The 16,249-nt window shown below is 46.7% G+C and carries 17 protein-coding genes and 1 pseudogene; all 18 read left to right on the forward strand.

Annotated elements, in window-relative coordinates:
* Positions 1–55: 55 nt before the first annotated feature.
* Positions 56–322, forward strand: a pseudogene (locus tag K3F53_RS06375) (6-phosphofructokinase); the annotation flags it as partial.
* Between the two features lie 20 nt (positions 323–342).
* Positions 343–1,662 (forward strand): glucose-6-phosphate isomerase, encoded by a 1,320-nt coding sequence (locus tag K3F53_RS06380; protein WP_057899332.1) that lies wholly within the window; start codon positions 343–345, stop codon positions 1,660–1,662.
* A 93-nt stretch (positions 1,663–1,755) separates the two neighbouring features.
* Positions 1,756–2,616 carry a glucose PTS transporter transcription antiterminator GlcT gene (gene glcT / locus K3F53_RS06385; RefSeq protein ID WP_057899331.1) on the forward strand — a complete coding sequence of 287 codons (861 nt, stop codon included), beginning with the start codon at positions 1,756–1,758 and terminating at the stop codon, positions 2,614–2,616.
* Between the two features lie 216 nt (positions 2,617–2,832).
* Positions 2,833–3,093: an HPr family phosphocarrier protein gene (locus K3F53_RS06390; protein ID WP_057899330.1), complete on the forward strand. Its 261-nt coding sequence runs from the start codon at positions 2,833–2,835 to the stop codon at positions 3,091–3,093.
* Positions 3,094–3,127: 34 nt separating this feature from the next.
* The gene (gene ptsP, locus K3F53_RS06395) at positions 3,128–4,864 is read left to right on the forward strand and encodes a phosphoenolpyruvate--protein phosphotransferase (RefSeq protein WP_220560803.1); all 1,737 of its coding nucleotides are present in this window, start codon (positions 3,128–3,130) and stop codon (positions 4,862–4,864) included.
* A gap of 351 nt (positions 4,865–5,215) precedes the next feature.
* The gene (locus K3F53_RS06400; RefSeq protein ID WP_057899328.1) at positions 5,216–6,514 is read left to right on the forward strand and encodes a Glu/Leu/Phe/Val family dehydrogenase; all 1,299 of its coding nucleotides are present in this window, start codon (positions 5,216–5,218) and stop codon (positions 6,512–6,514) included.
* A 137-nt stretch (positions 6,515–6,651) separates the two neighbouring features.
* Positions 6,652–7,632: a YpdA family putative bacillithiol disulfide reductase gene (locus K3F53_RS06405; protein WP_057899327.1), complete on the forward strand. Its 981-nt coding sequence runs from the start codon at positions 6,652–6,654 to the stop codon at positions 7,630–7,632.
* A gap of 178 nt (positions 7,633–7,810) precedes the next feature.
* Positions 7,811–8,506, forward strand: coding sequence for a glutamic-type intramembrane protease PrsW (gene prsW, locus K3F53_RS06410; protein WP_057899326.1), 696 nt, complete (start codon positions 7,811–7,813; stop codon positions 8,504–8,506).
* The gene (locus K3F53_RS06415) at positions 8,503–8,670 is read left to right on the forward strand and encodes a hypothetical protein (protein ID WP_175493549.1); all 168 of its coding nucleotides are present in this window, start codon (positions 8,503–8,505) and stop codon (positions 8,668–8,670) included. The genes prsW and K3F53_RS06415 overlap by 4 nt, the downstream gene beginning before the upstream one ends.
* A gap of 110 nt (positions 8,671–8,780) precedes the next feature.
* Positions 8,781–10,130 carry a germination protein YpeB gene (ypeB, locus tag K3F53_RS06420; RefSeq protein ID WP_057899325.1) on the forward strand — a complete coding sequence of 450 codons (1,350 nt, stop codon included), beginning with the start codon at positions 8,781–8,783 and terminating at the stop codon, positions 10,128–10,130.
* A gap of 58 nt (positions 10,131–10,188) precedes the next feature.
* Positions 10,189–10,380: a hypothetical protein gene (locus tag K3F53_RS06425; protein ID WP_139184899.1), complete on the forward strand. Its 192-nt coding sequence runs from the start codon at positions 10,189–10,191 to the stop codon at positions 10,378–10,380.
* Positions 10,381–10,549: 169 nt separating this feature from the next.
* Positions 10,550–11,224: a (d)CMP kinase gene (gene cmk, locus K3F53_RS06430; RefSeq protein ID WP_204244868.1), complete on the forward strand. Its 675-nt coding sequence runs from the start codon at positions 10,550–10,552 to the stop codon at positions 11,222–11,224.
* A gap of 8 nt (positions 11,225–11,232) precedes the next feature.
* Entirely contained in the window at positions 11,233–11,838 is a 606-nt protein-coding gene (locus K3F53_RS06435) for a lysophospholipid acyltransferase family protein (RefSeq protein ID WP_057900370.1), read from the forward strand.
* 217 nt (positions 11,839–12,055) lie between these two features.
* Positions 12,056–13,246: a 30S ribosomal protein S1 gene (rpsA, locus tag K3F53_RS06440; protein ID WP_057899322.1), complete on the forward strand. Its 1,191-nt coding sequence runs from the start codon at positions 12,056–12,058 to the stop codon at positions 13,244–13,246.
* A gap of 19 nt (positions 13,247–13,265) precedes the next feature.
* A complete protein-coding gene (fni, locus tag K3F53_RS06445; RefSeq protein WP_057899321.1) occupies positions 13,266–14,318 on the forward strand; it encodes a type 2 isopentenyl-diphosphate Delta-isomerase in 1,053 nt (350 codons plus the stop codon).
* A gap of 142 nt (positions 14,319–14,460) precedes the next feature.
* Complete coding sequence (locus K3F53_RS06450) at positions 14,461–15,087, forward strand: YphA family membrane protein (protein WP_057899320.1); 627 nt, start codon at positions 14,461–14,463, stop codon at positions 15,085–15,087.
* 3 nt (positions 15,088–15,090) lie between these two features.
* Positions 15,091–15,984 carry a YIEGIA family protein gene (locus K3F53_RS06455; protein ID WP_281423723.1) on the forward strand — a complete coding sequence of 298 codons (894 nt, stop codon included), beginning with the start codon at positions 15,091–15,093 and terminating at the stop codon, positions 15,982–15,984.
* A gap of 3 nt (positions 15,985–15,987) precedes the next feature.
* Positions 15,988–16,182, forward strand: coding sequence for a capping complex subunit for YIEGIA (locus K3F53_RS06460; protein WP_057899318.1), 195 nt, complete (start codon positions 15,988–15,990; stop codon positions 16,180–16,182).
* The last annotated feature ends 67 nt before the right edge of the window (positions 16,183–16,249 follow it).

The following is a 16,249-nucleotide window of genomic DNA, read 5'->3' on the forward strand; positions in this document are numbered from 1 at the left end:
AGCTGAATACGGGCACATGCTGCTATGAAGATGGATTTTTTAGCTACTTCAATATATGAAAAGTAAGGGTGAGCGTGATGCGAAAAATAGCGGAGGAACCATTCTGTACAGCAGCCGTTGTGAAGCATTCAAAACGGATGAAGGACAGCAGCAAGGAATTGAACAGCTTCGTGCAAAAGGCATTGAAGGGCTTGTTGTTATCGGGGGAGATGGTTCTTTTCGAGGTGCACAAAAACTTTCCGAAAAAGGGTTACCGACAATCGGAATTCCGGGTACCATTGACAACGACATTCCGGGAACAGAGACGACGCTTGGATTTGACAGACAGAAGGAGGCTATTTGGTGAATAAACAAATTACGTTTGACTACAGTAAAGCGCGGGAGTTTTTCACACGGCATGAACTGGAATATATGGAACCGGACGTGCGCCGGGCGCATGACATGCTTCATGGGAAAACGGGGGTAGGCCATGAATATACAGGCTGGGTAGATTGGCCGCACTCCTACGATCGAGAAGAATATAAGCGCCTAAAACAAGCGAGTGCAAATATTCGCGAGAAGGCAGATATGCTGATTGTTATCGGTATCGGTGGTTCCTATCTGGGGGCGAGGGCCGCTTTGGAAATGTTACGCCCAGCTTTCTATAACCAGTTGCCAAAAGAACAGCGGAAAGGACCGAAAATTTATTTTGTCGGCAACCATATGAGTGCGGCGTATACGGCTCAGCTTTTGCAGATGGTACAGGACAAGGAAGTATACGTAAACGTGATTTCGAAGTCCGGTACGACGCTGGAACCGGCCATTGCGTTTCGTTTGTTCCGCAACTTACTAGAGAAGCGCTATGGTAAAGAAGGAGCAAGACAACGGATTATTGCGACGACGGATAAAGCAAAGGGTGCGCTGAAACAACTGGCGGAGCAAGAAGGATACGAAACATTCGTCGTACCGGATGAGATTGGCGGGCGTTATTCCGTGTTAACATCGGTAGGTCTATTGCCAATCGCGGTAGCCGGAATTGACACTGACGACATGCTGAGAGGAGCCGCTGACGCAGTTAAGCTGTACAGCCAGCTAGATATGAACGTCAACGCTGCATACCAGTACGCGGCCATTCGTAATATTTTTTACAGCAAAGGAAAAAGCATTGAGCTGCTCGTAAACTATGAGCCTTCTTTGCAGTATGTTGCGGAATGGTGGAAGCAATTATTCGGGGAAAGTGAAGGAAAAGATGGGAAGGGGTTATTTCCGGTCAGCATGAATTTTACTACCGATCTACACTCGCTCGGACAGTACGTGCAGGATGGACGACGTGATATGTTTGCAACAACCCTCTGGATAGAGACACCGCATACGCAGCTTGCGATTCCGGAATCAAGCGATGATCTTGATGGGCTGAATTACCTTGTGGATAAAACAATGCATGAGGTAAACGAAAAAGCGTGTGAGGGTACAATGCTTGCCCATACGGAGGGCGGCGTACCGAATTTGAAGATTAACATTCCGGAAGCAACACCTTACTATTTTGGTCAACTTGTTTATTTCTTTGAAAAAGCATGTAGCATTAGCGGTTATGTGCTTGGGGTCAATCCGTTTGATCAACCGGGTGTAGACGCATATAAAAAAAATATGTTTGCTTTGCTTGGAAAGCCGGGCGCAAAGTAAGCGGAAGAAAGCAAAATCATTGCGTTCTCTGTGGGCCATGTTTTACAATGCATTCATCAGAATGAGGAGACGAGGAGACAAGGATGAAGTGGTATGGGCAATGGAAAACGTTATGAGATTAAACGTGTATTAAACAATAACTCGCTAGTTGCCCGTGATGAGCAAAAACGGGAAGTAGTTCTGTTAGGCAAAGGCATCGGCTTTCAGAAAGCCAAAGGGGAAATCATTACTAGCCAAGCAGCTATTGAGAAAGTTTTCGTTCTTTCTACAGAAGAAAATAAAGAGCGAGTAATATGCATGTTTTCAGAAGCGGACGAAGATGTAATTCGAGTGGTGAATGAATATGTTCAATATCTAGAAAAAAAGCTGGATAAGAAAATGAGCGATTGGTTTATGTTGGCATTGATGGATCATATTTCATTTGCGGTGAAGCGGTTGCGGCAGGGAATCCAGATTCATAATCCGTTTTTACATGAAGTACGCAGCCTGTATGCCTACGAATATGAACTGGCTCGCGAAGGAGTATGTATGCTGGAAGAAGGGTTGAATATGACCATTCCTGATGATGAAATCGGTTTCATTGCTCTGCATCTACACAGTGTTCGCGAAAATCAGAGTTTAAGCAGAATCAATCGTTCCTCTATGTTAATTTCCCGTCTGGTTCAGACTATTGAATCTGAACTGGAGATTGAAATCGATAAAACGTCTTTTGATTATGCCCGTTTGCTTACGCATTTACGGTTTGCCATTCAACGGGCGGAAGAAGGAATTGGCCTCGGTGAGAACCATCCATTGAGCGAATTGTTGCGTAAAGAATATCCGATATGTTATAGTTTAAGTTATAAGTTGGTAAAAATTATGCAGAATGAGCTACAATTAACCGTTCCAGAAGCTGAAGCAAGTTATTTAACCTTACACATTCAGCGAATGATTAATCATGTTACAACTCCATAAAATATCGGTACGTGTGACTGGTTCGACCAGGCATGAGTAAGTTTCCTGCAATTGCGATCCGTTAATCGTAAAGCAGGTGATTTTCTCGTGCTTTTTTATTTTTGTGGGAGAAGAAAGCGGTATCATATTCCGTATTTTTTAGGAGGTTAGTAGCGTTGCATTAAAAACTGTTCGCTCTCGTTTTTATGCAACGCTAGTGTATAGGAGGTATATAAAATGGCAGAAAAAGTATTTACAATAAAAAATCCTTCCGGTCTTCATGCAAGACCTGCAATGATGCTGGTGCAAAAAGCAAGCGCGTTTCCATGTGAAGTCACAATTATTAAAGACGATAAAAAAGTGAACGCAAAAAGCATTATGGGTATTATGTCGCTGGGGATTCGTCAGGGAGAAACTCTTACAGTTGTAACGGAAGGTGAACAAGAACAGGAAGCATTGCAAGCAGTAGGTGAAATCATTGAGTCCGTCTTAGAGTAAAGAAAAGACAGGCGGGAGAGGAAGATATACAGTGATGAAATGGACAGGAATCGCCGCAGCTTCCGGATATGCGATGGGCCCTGCTTTTTTGCTGCATGAAGCCAAAGTAGAAGTGGAACGCCGCGCACTGGACGCGGCTGAAATAGCGGGGGAAATCGCTCGTTTCGAGGAAGAAGTGGCGCAGGCTATTCGTGAGTTGGAAGGCATCCGCGAACAGGTGCGTAAAAAAGTAGGAGATGAAGAAGCGGAAATTTTCTCCGCTCATATTCTTGTATTGCAAGATCCGGAGTACATCGGTGCGGTCAAGGATAAAATCAAGAATGAGTTGTTGAATGCAGAAGCGGCATTGCAGGATGTAACGGACAGCTTTGTTATGTTGTTTGAAAGCATGGACAACGAATATATGCGGGAAAGAGCAACGGACATTCGCGATGTTAGTGGTCGTGTCATGCAACGTCTGGCAGGCATCGAAGGCCAGTCGCTGGCCGATTTTGCCGAACCGGTTGTGCTGCTGGCACACGATTTAACACCATCTGATACTGCGCAGCTGGATCGGGAGAAAGTGGCTGGATTTGCCACCAATATCGGTGGACGTACGTCTCATTCGGCCATTATGGCACGTTCGATGGAAATTCCTGCTGTTGTCGGCTTGAAAGAGATTACGTCTGTCATTCAGCAGGGAGATTATATAATTGTGGACGGAAATGAAGGGGTTGTGTATCAGAACCCTGATGAAGCGACCACTTCTCTGTATCGGGACAAGCAGGCGAAATACGAGGCTTACCTTGCGGAATTGAAGAAGTTGAAAGATGAACCATCCATCACTGCCGACGGACATCATGTCGAGGTAGTAGCCAATATCGGAAACCTTCATGATGCAATCGGAGCGAAGAAAAACGGGGCGGAGGGCGTCGGTCTCTATCGGACGGAATTTTTGTATATGGGTCGCATCGGATTGCCTTCTGAAGAAGAGCAATATGAGGCATATAAGGCGGTAGCGGAAACATTCGGCGCGCGTCCAGTTGTGATTCGTACATTGGATATTGGTGGCGATAAAGAATTGCCATACCTCGATGTACCGGAAGAAATGAATCCGTTCCTTGGTTATCGGGCCATTCGCCTGTGTCTGGATCAGCCGGGGATATTTAAAACTCAACTGCGTGCCATTTTGCGTGCGAGCGTACATGGAAATGTTAAATTAATGTACCCGATGATTGCGACACTGACAGAATTGCGTCAGGCGAACCAGTTGCTTACGGAAGTAAAGCAGGAACTGGATGCTTCAGGTATTCCATATAATCCAAAGATGGAAGTTGGAATGATGGTGGAGGTGCCTGCGGCTGCGATGATTGCAGACCAGCTGGCAAAAGAGGTAGACTTTTTCAGCATTGGTACAAATGATTTGGTGCAGTATACGCTAGCAGCGGATCGCATGAATGAACGTGTATCGTATTTAGCGCAGCCGTTCCATCCGGCGGTGTTGCGCCTGATTCGGATGGTGATTCGGGCGGCACACAGCCAGGGGAAATGGGCAGGTATGTGTGGTGAAATGGCAGGTAATCTTACGGCCATTCCGCTTCTGCTCGGCTTGGGGCTGGACGAATTCAGCATGAGCACGAGCTCTGTATTGCCTGCACGTGCCTTGATTCATAAGCTGAACCGTACGGCATTACAATCGCTGGCAGAGCAAGCGCTTGAATTGGGAACAGCTGAGGAGATTATGGCGTTTGTGAAGCGCAACGTACCTGAAATTGCAGAAATTAGAGGATAAGCATAAAAAACGAGACGCGAGATCGTGCTCTCGTTTTTTTCATGTGGTGATGAAGGATATAGGAAAGACAAAACGAAAAAACTAAAAAAGTTTATATTTCATGCTTGCTGATAGATATATGTCATACTGTTTATTTATTTGTAATCAGTAAATAGCAATAAATATAAAAATAAACAGGTGTATTTTTTTTAATATTTGTTTATAAAAAAACATAATTTTTGGTTTTAAAACATACTTTTTTTGATTTCATAGTGAAAAAGCCAGATTTACACCTTCCAAAACGTAAGAGAAAGAGTTATACTGGCTATGTCGTTGTTACCGACTTATGAACAATTTTTGAGGTGGTAAGTTATGGGAGAAAAAGATGTGGTAACCGAAACTTCTGCGAATGGGAGCGCAGAACAGCAGCAAGAGAACCTGAATGTGCTTAAGGCAACACAGACGGTTATTGCTGAAGCCCTTGAAAAAATGGGGTATCCGAAAGAAATGTATGAACTCCTGAAAGAGCCAATGCGCATGCTTACCGTACGTATTCCGGTACGCATGGACAATGGTGAGACAAGGGTATTTACCGGTTACCGGGCCCAGCATAATGATGCGGTAGGGCCGACAAAGGGCGGGGTGCGCTTTCACCCTGATGTAACAGAAGATGAAGTAAAAGCCCTTTCCATCTGGATGAGTTTGAAGTGCGGGATCGTTGACCTGCCTTATGGTGGAGGAAAGGGCGGTATTATCTGCGATCCGCGTGAAATGTCTTTCCGTGAATTAGAGCGCCTGAGCCGTGGTTATGTGCGTGCCATCAGCCAGATTGTAGGGCCGACAAAAGATATTCCGGCGCCGGACGTATTCACCAACTCGCAAATTATGGCGTGGATGATGGATGAGTACAGCCGCATTCGCGAATTCGATTCTCCGGGCTTTATCACGGGTAAACCGATTGTACTGGGCGGCTCTCAAGGACGTGAAACAGCAACGGCGAAAGGGGTAACCATTTGCATCGAGGAAGCAGCTAAGAAAAAAGGCATTGATTTGCAAGGTGCCCGAGTAGTTGTACAAGGCTTTGGAAACGCAGGAAGCTTCCTAGCGAAATTTATGCATGATGCAGGTGCAAAAGTTATCGGTATTTCTGACGCATACGGCGCGTTGTACGACGAAAACGGTCTTGACATCGAATATTTGCTTGATCGCCGTGATTCGTTTGGCACGGTTACAAAACTGTTCAGCAATACGATTACGAACAAAGAGCTACTTGAACTGGATTGCGACATTCTTGTGCCGGCCGCAATCGAGAACCAAATTACTGCTGCAAACGCGCACAACATTAAAGCGAAAATTGTCGTTGAAGCTGCAAACGGGCCGACTACGCTTGAAGCGACTCGCATCCTGACCGAGCGTGGTATCCTGCTCGTGCCGGACGTATTGGCAAGCGCCGGCGGTGTAACGGTATCCTATTTCGAATGGGTACAAAACAATCAAGGGTACTACTGGACAGAGGAAGAAGTAGAGTCCCGTCTGCGTGAAGTGCTTGTACGCGCCTTCAATAACGTGTACAATATTCACGTGACGCGTGACGTAAATATGCGTCTCGCTGCTTATATGGTGGGCGTTCGCAAAATGGCGGAAGCATGCCAGTTCCGTGGCTGGATCTAATTGAAATAGACGGACAAAATCCTCTACAATGTAGATTGTAGGGGATTTTTGTATTTACGAAAAAGAACTCGTTTTTTGATTTCGAATTGCAAAAGATCGGCAAAAAGGTAAATGGAGTCGCAGGAGGGAGAGTAAACATGGAACAGGTCATTATTGTCGGCGCAGGACCATGCGGCATGTCGGCGGCTGCCGAACTGCAGAAAAGAGGCATCGACCCGCTTATTATCGAAAAAGGGTGCGTTGTGAATTCGATTTACGGATATCCTACATTTATGAACTTCTTTAGTACACCGGAGTTGCTGGAGATTGCGGACATACCGTTTATCATCTCTCATGAAAAGCCGACGCGTCAGGAGGCGCTTGCTTATTATCGTGAAGTGGCTGAACGCCGTAAGTTGCGCATTCGTACATATGAAAAAGTGGAGGAGATCAAGAGGCGAACAGATGGAACGTTTGCGGTGCGCACAACCAAGCGAAACGGCGTGCGTGCCGAGTACGGGACCCGCTTTGTCGTGATCGCGACGGGATATTATGATAATCCGAACTATATGAATATACCCGGCGAAGACCTGCCGAAGGTATCGCATTATTTTAAAGAGGCGCACCCATACCACGGTATGAAAGTGGCTGTTATCGGCGGCAAAAATTCGTCGGTGGACGCGGCGATGGATCTGTACCGTGCGGGAGCAGATGTAACATGGATTTATCGCGGAGGGGAGTATTCTCCTTCCATTAAAGCATGGGTGCGGCCTGTATTTGAATCGATGGTAAACAAAGGTTGGATCAAGGCCATGTTTAATACAGAAGTGAAAAGTATTCATGAAGACCACATTGTGGTTGTGCGGAACGGTGAGGAAATAAAGCTTGAGAATGAGGTTGTATTCGCGATGACAGGTTATCGACCGGATCGCACGTTTTTTAACGCGCTAGGCGTTAAGGTGCATGAAGAAACGGGGGAGCCGGAACATAATCCGGAGACGATGGAAACGAATGTGCCTGGCGTCTTTATTGCCGGAGTCATTGCGGCGGGGAATGACGCGAATGTAATTTTTATTGAAAACGGTCGTTTTCATGGTGGGATTCTTGCGCAAGAAATCTCCCGCCGGATGGCCGGGTAGCAGATACGAAGTTACCAGAAAGGAAAAACGAGATGGCACGAACGTTTGGCCATCTCGTTTTTTGCAAAGTTAATTGGTAGTCTGAAAATGTGATTGCAGTGTGCTTAAATATTTCTTTCATCAATATTACGTGGTACCATGATAAAAGGAGAACCGGAAACAAAGGGAGTCGAAAGCTATGTTATCGACCGTGGGAGCTGCGCTTGCTCCTGGTATTGCTATTTTAAGTTATTTTTATCTAAAAGACAAATACGAAACAGAACCGCTTCATATGGTTGTCAAAAGCTTTATCATGGGTATTTTGCTCGTTTTTCCCGTGATGGTTGTGCAGTTTGGATTTCAGGAAGAGCTTCATCTTGGCGTGTTTGCACAGGCTTATTTTTCGGCTGGATTTCTGGAAGAGTTTTTTAAATGGTTTATTATTTATTACACGGTATACAAGCATGTGGAGTTTGACGAACCGTACGATGGAATCGTGTACTCGGTCGCTGTTTCGCTCGGATTTGCTACGCTGGAAAACTTTTTTTACCTGTTATCCCATGGAGTATCGACCGCGTTTTACCGGGCGTTACTTCCTGTATCAAGCCACGGGCTGTTCGGCGTACTGATGGGATACTACCTCGGCAAAGCAAAGTTTTCTCCTGCTTCTAAACAGCGTTGGTTTTTGGTGCTCAGCCTTTTTATTCCTGTGCTTTTGCACGGTACGTATGATTTCATTCTCATGGTTGGGGGAACGGTTTGGCCGTGGCTTATGATTCCGTTTATGCTGTTTTTGTGGATGGTCGCTATTAAACGCAGCCGGGCTGCACTTAACAGGTCTATCGCTGCCGCTTTTGGGCAACACTATGAGCAAGAGGAGGCGGAAAAGATATGACGACAGAACGGGAGCGGTGCAAAGTCACCATTTATTGTCCGGTTTGCGGTGAACGCTACGTTTTGCGCGGTACTCGCGAGAAAAACGGAAAAGTCGAAACAGGGTTTAAACAATGTATTTGCAGCAACAAAGAAAAACTTCATATTCGTTCCGAACCGATCTAAAAGCGAAAGGGAGGATTCTCCTTTTCGCTTTGTTGCATAAATAAGCATCTCTTTCCTCACACTACTACCAAGAACAGGTGCAAAGGCATACAAGGAAAGGTGATGCGGACATGTATTGGAAAATTGCGGGCGTGTTGGCGCCCATTCTCGCGGTCGGGGCTATCGGCGCCGGGATGTGGGGATACCAAGAAAACCAAGAGAAAAATTCAGTGCTCATTAAAGCAGAAAACCAATATCAACGTGCGTTTCATAACTTAAATTATCATATCGACAAACTGCAGGATGAGCTGGGCAAAACAATTGCTGTCAATTCGCGCCAGCAGCTCACCCCGTGTTTGACGAACGTATGGCGTCTTGCTTATTCTGCGCAAAATGACGTGGGGCAACTGCCGCTTACATTACTTCCGTTTAACCAGACGCAAAAGTTTCTTGCCAATGTGGCGGATTTTAGCTACCAAACCGCAGTGCGCGATTTGGAAAAAAAGCCTCTGTCAGACAAAGAATACAAAACACTGCAAGCTTTGTATCGCCATTCTCAAGAAATACAAAGCCAGCTGCAAAAGGTGCAGACCGCCGTCATCGATAAGCATTTGCGTTGGATGGATGTCGAGTCGGCGCTGGCCACTGAAGAGAAGCAAGAAGACAATACAATCATCGACGGATTAAAAGTCGTTGACAAAAGTGTGGGAGGGTACAAAGATGTCGATTTCGGTTCCGGGATTGGCAGCCTGAACGCTGCCCGCAAGCTAAAGATTCAATCGATAAAAGGAACTCCAGTCACTGCCGAAGAAGCAAAAAAGCGAGCGCTTGCGTTTGTCAACATTACGCCCGCGCAGCTTGCGGAAGCGACGGTAGTTGATAATGGCAGCGGCAGAGACTATGAATCGTTCAGCGTGCGTATTGTACGCAAAGGCGATCCCACTCCTGTACATGTGGATGTTGCGAAAAAAGGAGGCAAAGTTGTCTGGGTACTAGACGAACGCGATGTAACGGCGAAAAAATTAAAGATTGAAGAAGCAAAACAAAAGGCGGATCGTTATCTTGCTGAGCGCGGATACCGTTCCATGGAGGCAGTATCGTACGGCCAATATGAAGGACTTGCGGTATTTACATATGTGTATAAACAAGGAGATATACGCATTTATCCGGATACGGTGACGGTTAAAGTGGCGCTTGACAAAGGGGACGTTCTCGGTTTCCAAGGTGAAAGCTATTTGCTTAACCATCGTCCGCGTACACTTGCGAAGCCGGGCTTGACAGAAGCGCAGGCGCGCGCGAAAGTGAATCCGGGTCTTAAAGTGAAGGAAGCAAGGCTCGCCGTAATTGAAAACGAGAGCGGCCAAGAGGTGCAGGCATATGAGTTTTACGGAGGATTAGGTCAAGATCGTTACCGCGTGTATATAGACGCGTCTACCGGAGAAGAAGTGAAAATAGAAAAAATCAAAGCGATCGCTCTTTAGGAGGAATAAAGGCGGATAGGCGCGGCAATACTTGGAAACACAGAAAGGAGTGTTGCGCGTGAGGCGAAGCAAGGATACAGCATATGAGAAGCGTTTTATCTTCTTAGCCGCTTGGGTTGAGAAGTGGCTTACCATAGCGATTGTAGGGGGATGGGTGCTTCTTTTGGCCAGTCAGTTCCTGCTTGCATTCGATTCTGTTCGCTACTTTCTTGTCGATACGGTGAGACTGGAAGGCATTGCATCCCCCTGAGGGCTATGTTACTATGAAAGTAATTGAATAGCATGTTGCCCGCTATCCTTAATTAACACTATCGCTTAGTTTGAATCAAATACAAAAGAAAGAAGCAGGCACGCCCTGCTTTTTTGTTTATTAGCATAATATAAAGCATGTAGCAGGCGTATAGGTAGGGTGAGATGGTATTGTGAAAATTGCGATTGATGGACCGGCTGGAGCCGGGAAAAGTACAGTAGCGCAGCTTGTGGCGAAGCGGCTCTGTGTGCTTTATGTTGACACTGGTGCTATGTATCGAGCTGTGACGCTGACAGCGCTTAAACAGGGGTGTTCAGTAGAGGATGAACATGGCCTACGTGAGCTGCTGGATAAAATGAATCTTACGCTTGAAACGAAGAAGGGCATACAGCGCGTATATGTGGATGGCGAAGACGTAACGGAAGCGATTCGCTCGCCTGAAGTGACCCGGTGTGTATCCACGGTAGCGGCACATCCGCTCGTGCGGGAGAAACTAGTAGAAATGCAGCGAAAAATGGCCAGTACACAGGACGTCGTTATGGACGGACGCGACATCGGAACGGCGGTATTGCCGGACGCAGAACTGAAGATTTTTTTGACTGCGTCGATTGAAGAACGGGCACGGCGCCGTTTTCAGGAGTTGGAGCAGAAGGGGATAACGGTCGATTATAGTCAACTGTTGCACGATATTGCCGAGCGTGACCGTAAAGATAGCGAGCGAAGGACGGCTCCGCTTAAAAAGGCGAAAGACGCTGTGCTGGTCGATACAACGGGGTTAACCATCGAACAGGTGGTTGATCGCATCGTCGAGTTGCACCGAGAAAAAGTTGGGGAGAGAGCGTAACAGTGGGCATTCATTTATATCCTTTCTTTCGCTCGCTTTTTCGCGGGATTTTCGCGAGCGTATATCGCTGGCGTGTAATTGGGCGGGAAAACATTCCGGATGGCGAAGGGATCGTGTTGTGCGCTAACCATATCAGTAACTGGGATCCAGTTCTGCTCGGCTGCGGCATCGAACGTCAGGTGCATTTCATGGCCAAGCAGGAACTTTTTAAGGTGCCGGTGCTTTCCTGGCTTATCAGGAATTTCGGCGCGTTTCCGGTGAAGCGAGGGGCTGGCGATCGTCAGGCGATTCGCAAATCGCTGGAGGTAGTCAATCAAGGAAAAGTGCTCGGAATTTTTCCAGAGGGCAGGCGGAACCGGGCAGGCGCAGGCGATGTGGGCAAAGTGCTTCCAGGTGCGGCTATGATCGCGTTAAAAGCTGGTGTTCGTGTCGTACCGGTTGCGATTATCGGCCCGTACCGCTTATTTCGTCCAATCACAATTATTTATGGCAAGCCTATTGATATAGTTGCCGAGGTGGCGGGGAAAGAAAGCGGGGAACGCACGCAGTACGCCGCTGAAGTCATCCGACGCGAAATTCAGGCGCTTATGGACATACATAAAAAACGTGCGTAATTCGAATTTTTATTTCGTTCAAGCTGTAAGTTGTTTCGCTTACCCAAGGAAGGTGCAGGTTCGCAATTTAGCATGTTTGGCACTAGCGCTCTTATAGATAACTTTGGTAAGCTAAGATAAATATGCTGCTGTTTGTTATAATTGCTTGTTGTTCCTTTTTGGGAAGCAAGAAGCATTTATTGTTATGAATGGCTTTTATTTCAAGGAGGTATGGTCTATGGTAGAGGAAAATCAAATGGGAATGAATGGTCAACAAGGTTTGAAAGGGGTGGAGGTTAATCAGGTATTGACTGGAACCGTAACCCGTGTAGATGAGAAACAAGCCTTGGTTGATGTAGGCTATAAGTATGATGGCATCCTTCCAATCAGCGAAGTATCCAGCCTTCATATCGAAAAAGTAGCTGATGTTCTTTCTGAAGGTCAAGAAATTCAGGTGAAAGTGATTCGCATTGATCAAGGAAAAGACGAGATGATCGTGTCCAAGCGCGCGGTTGACGCGGAAAAAGCTTGGGGCGAGCTGCAAAAAAAATTCGAATCTGGAGAAGTGTTCGGTGTAGTTATTGCTGACGTTGTAAAAGGCGGCTTGGTGGTCGACCTTGGTGTGCGCGGTTTCATTCCAGCTTCACATGTGGAGCGTCACTTTGTGGAAGACTTCTCTGACTACAAAGGAAAAACTCTCTCCGTTAAAGTTATTGAACTAGATAAGGAAAAGAACAAGGTTATCCTTTCTCACCGTGCTGTGCTTGAAGAAGAAGCGAATAAGCAGAAGCAAAAGGTGCTTGAGAGCCTTGAACCAGGTTCTGTTATTGAAGGAACTGTACAACGTCTGACCGATTTTGGTGCGTTTGTGGATGTGGGCGGTGTAGATGGCTTGGTTCACATCTCCGAAATTGCCTGGCACCATGTCGAAAAGCCGGCTGATGTACTGAAAGAAGGCCAGAAAGTCAAAGTAAAAGTGTTGAAAGTGGACAAAGAAAACGAACGCATTAGCTTGAGTATTAAGGCGACGTTACCGGGTCCATGGGAACAGGCAGCTGACAAGTTCAAAGCAGGTGATGTTGTAAAAGGAACCGTGAAACGTCTTATAAGCTTCGGAGCGTTCATCGAAGTAGCGCCTGGCGTAGAAGGGCTTGTTCATATTTCACAAATTGCCAACCGCCATATCGGCACGCCGGATGAAGTGCTAAAAGAAGGCGAAGAAGTTAACGTAAAAATTCTGGACTTCAATCCGAGCGAAGAACGGATGAGCCTAAGCATTCGCGAAGCGTTGGATGAAAAGCAGAAGCAAGAAGTGAAAAAAGAAGTAGCCGCTTACCAGGTGGAAGAAAATGCGCCTGGCAGCATGAGTGTTACTATTGCTGATCGCATGGGCAATATGAGCGACTTGCTTAAAAAATTTAAATCTTAATAGATGACAGAGGGGCGCAATGTCAAGAACTTCACGAAAACGAGAACATGTAGAACATGCGCTGGCGACGGGCCAATCTGAAACCCATGGATTGGATGATGTGAAGTTCGTTCATAATTGCTTGCCTGATCTCACGATGCAACAGGTGGATATAAGGACATCGATCGGCGGACTCGCATTGAGTTCGCCGATTGTTATAAACGCGATGACAGGCGGTGCAAAAGAAACATACAACATTAACCAGTCGCTTGGTATTTTGGCCCGGGAGGCAGGGTTGGCGCTTGCAGTCGGCTCGCAAATGGCAGCCGTGAAAGATCCTTCGCTTGTCGATACATATCGGATTGCGCGCCAGGAGCACCCGCGGGGTCTTTTGTTTGCCAATTTGGGCGCGGAAGCAACACCGGATATGGCGCGGTACGCGGTAGAAATGATCGAAGCGGACGCGCTGCAAATTCATCTGAATGTGATGCAGGAGTTAATTATGCCAGAAGGCGAGCGGGATTTTCGTGGGGCGCTTCGCCGCATTGAAGAGATTGTATCTGTCCTTGACGTACCGGTAATCGTTAAGGAAGTCGGGTTTGGTATGTCGCAGGAAGCGGCCAAACAGCTTGCAGAATGCGGTGTGGCCGCAATTGATGTTGGTGGGCGTGGCGGTACGAATTTTGCACGTATTGAAAACATGCGCCGGGTACAGCCGCTTGATATGCTGAATGAATGGGGCATTTCCACGGCGGCGAGCCTGCTTGAAGTCGCATCGCTTTCCGAAAAGCCCGATATTGTGGCAACCGGTGGCATAAAGAACGGTCTTGATATTGCCCGCTGTCTGGCGCTTGGCGCTTCTTGTGTCGGCATAGCTGGCGCGTTCCTTCGCTATGCGGTAGAAGGCCGGACGGAAGAAGCGGTCAAATATGTGCATAGCCTGCATGAACAGCTTACGATCATCATGACGGCGCTTGGTGCACCAACCATTGCTATGTTGCAGCAAGTTCCGCTTGTCATTACAGGTGAAACGTACCATTGGGCCACTCTCCGTGGCATTGACTGCGCCGCGCTGGCGAAAAGGAAGAAATAAGTCATCAGACAAAGAAAGGAAGAAAAAAAGCCATCCGAAGCAATCATTCGGATGGCTTTTACTTTTTCTTATAGCATTTGTGTCTTGTTTTTCCCGCTTTTCGGCAATAATACAGACAGAAACGCAAAAAGGGGAATCGACTATGAATCCGGGATATTTATCGTTCGTTTGCTTGTTCTTTATTTTGGTGTTTAGCTGGATGGGTACCATGGACGCTTTGTTTTCGCGTCTGCGCATCCAAGCGCGCACATTTTTTATCCTTCTTGGCGTTTTCTATCTGACGAGCGGCTGGTTTATTCCATTCGGGATGGGAGCATGCAGTGTTGGTGCATTTTTGTTGCCCTTTGTTTTCTTTTTTGCCTTATGGAGCAGGCAGGAACGCGACATACGACAATATTCTTTTACCGCCGCTCTGCTTTGCGGCGTTACGCTGTTTTTGTTCCGGTATATGTTGATGATAGATCCGATACTTCAGGTGGCGGATGAAGTGTATCTTGTTGCCGGCGTGGCTGCTTCGCTTGCACCTTTTATGACCCGAAAACCAGAACAGGCTTTTATAATTATCGGTTTTGGGCTTTGTCTTATGGAAGTTTTGGTGCAGTTTTTCTTATACTCGTACGCGCCTTCCGTTACACTGGGTGGATTCATTTTTCGCGATATGCTTGTTTTATCGCTTCTTGTCGGTATGGCGTTGCATTCTGTTTTATTCTTTTGCCTTCGCATAAGTATGTCCCTCATGCGCAAAGTTCTTGTGAAGAGGGGGCGATAAGAGGTGGATTATGTCATTCCAGTGACGTTGGGGGTGCTGTTTGGGGTAGCCGCCCGCGTGTATATGCTGCGCACGGACTATCGGCAATATCCGACCTATCCGCATGGACGGATCATCCATTTGGCGCTTGGGTTTATTGCCGCGCTTATCGGTTCGGTAGTAATTCCGGCTATTCTGAAGGCCGACTGGACGGCGGTGACATTTCTCGGGTTGGCCGCTCAGCAATTCCGTGATGTACGAAACATGGAACGAAACATGCTGCAACAGTTGGACAACATGGAACTTGTGCCGCGCGGTGTCTCTTATATCGAAGGCATTGCCCAGGCATTTGAAGGACGCAATTATCTTGTGATGCTTACCTCGCTCGTGGTTACATTGATTATCCTTAAAGTATCGGTATGGACAGGGGTTTTGGGGGGCATCCTTATGTTTTTTATAAACGGTTGGCTTATGTCGGGAAAAGTAATCGGGCAAATTGCCGATATTGATGAAGGGGAAGTGACCCTCGACGGCCCGAATTTATATGTTGATGATATTTATATTATGAATATTGGGCTTAGGTCGGATCGTGAGGAGATTCGCCGACACGGGGTCGGAATTGTTATCACGCCAAAAAACGCCAATAGCCTGATCACTATTTCTAATTTGGGTCAGCGCCAAGCCATTCTGCATGACGTGTCGGCGATTCACGGTGTATATCGTGATTCCGGTGAACCGGCGCTTGTTCCGCTGGCCAAGCGGAATATGAAGAATGGCAAACTCGGTATTTTCCTTCTACCTGAAGAAAAAGATAGAAGTAAAATTTTAGAAACCATATCCCAAGTACCGGTGCTGGACAGTGCGATTCGCCTGCCTCGCGCGGCTGATGTTAACCAACGAGGGAAGGAGGCACGTTAGGCGGTGTCCATTTCACTTGAAAAATACATTCTTGCTATTATTACGACAGATCGAACCCATGTTGGCGGAGGCGCGCCGATTTTTTATGCCAAGCAGGAAAAAGAATTGCAGCAAATTGCGTTTACGCTGGAGAAAATTCTTGATGGGATAGCGCATGAAATCACGCCTGACACGCTAATTATTGTCAAACATTCGTAGCGGGCGTCTTCCCGTTTGTCTTGCCTGTCCTTACAATTCATTCTATGATAGTAGAGATATTGAAAAA

Source organism: Aneurinibacillus thermoaerophilus, assembly GCF_019603355.1.
GTDB classification, from domain to species: Bacteria; Bacillota; Bacilli; order Aneurinibacillales; family Aneurinibacillaceae; genus Aneurinibacillus; species Aneurinibacillus thermoaerophilus.

What these genes read in the sequence shown, in the direction of transcription:
- ptsP (WP_220560803.1), top strand. Translation starts at nt 3,128, where the DNA reads ATGAAATGGACAGGAATCGCCGCAGCTTCCGGATATGCGATGGGCCCT.
- K3F53_RS06415 (WP_175493549.1), top strand. Translation starts at nt 8,503, where the DNA reads ATGACGACAGAACGGGAGCGGTGCAAAGTCACCATTTATTGTCCGGTT.
- prsW (WP_057899326.1), top strand. Translation starts at nt 7,811, where the DNA reads ATGTTATCGACCGTGGGAGCTGCGCTTGCTCCTGGTATTGCTATTTTA.
- K3F53_RS06450 (WP_057899320.1), top strand. Translation starts at nt 14,461, where the DNA reads ATGAATCCGGGATATTTATCGTTCGTTTGCTTGTTCTTTATTTTGGTG.
- K3F53_RS06400 (WP_057899328.1), top strand. Translation starts at nt 5,216, where the DNA reads ATGGGAGAAAAAGATGTGGTAACCGAAACTTCTGCGAATGGGAGCGCA.
- rpsA (WP_057899322.1), top strand. Translation starts at nt 12,056, where the DNA reads ATGGTAGAGGAAAATCAAATGGGAATGAATGGTCAACAAGGTTTGAAA.
- glcT (WP_057899331.1), top strand. Translation starts at nt 1,756, where the DNA reads ATGGGCAATGGAAAACGTTATGAGATTAAACGTGTATTAAACAATAAC.
- K3F53_RS06405 (WP_057899327.1), top strand. Translation starts at nt 6,652, where the DNA reads ATGGAACAGGTCATTATTGTCGGCGCAGGACCATGCGGCATGTCGGCG.
- ypeB (WP_057899325.1), top strand. Translation starts at nt 8,781, where the DNA reads ATGTATTGGAAAATTGCGGGCGTGTTGGCGCCCATTCTCGCGGTCGGG.
- K3F53_RS06390 (WP_057899330.1), top strand. Translation starts at nt 2,833, where the DNA reads ATGGCAGAAAAAGTATTTACAATAAAAAATCCTTCCGGTCTTCATGCA.
- fni (WP_057899321.1), top strand. Translation starts at nt 13,266, where the DNA reads ATGTCAAGAACTTCACGAAAACGAGAACATGTAGAACATGCGCTGGCG.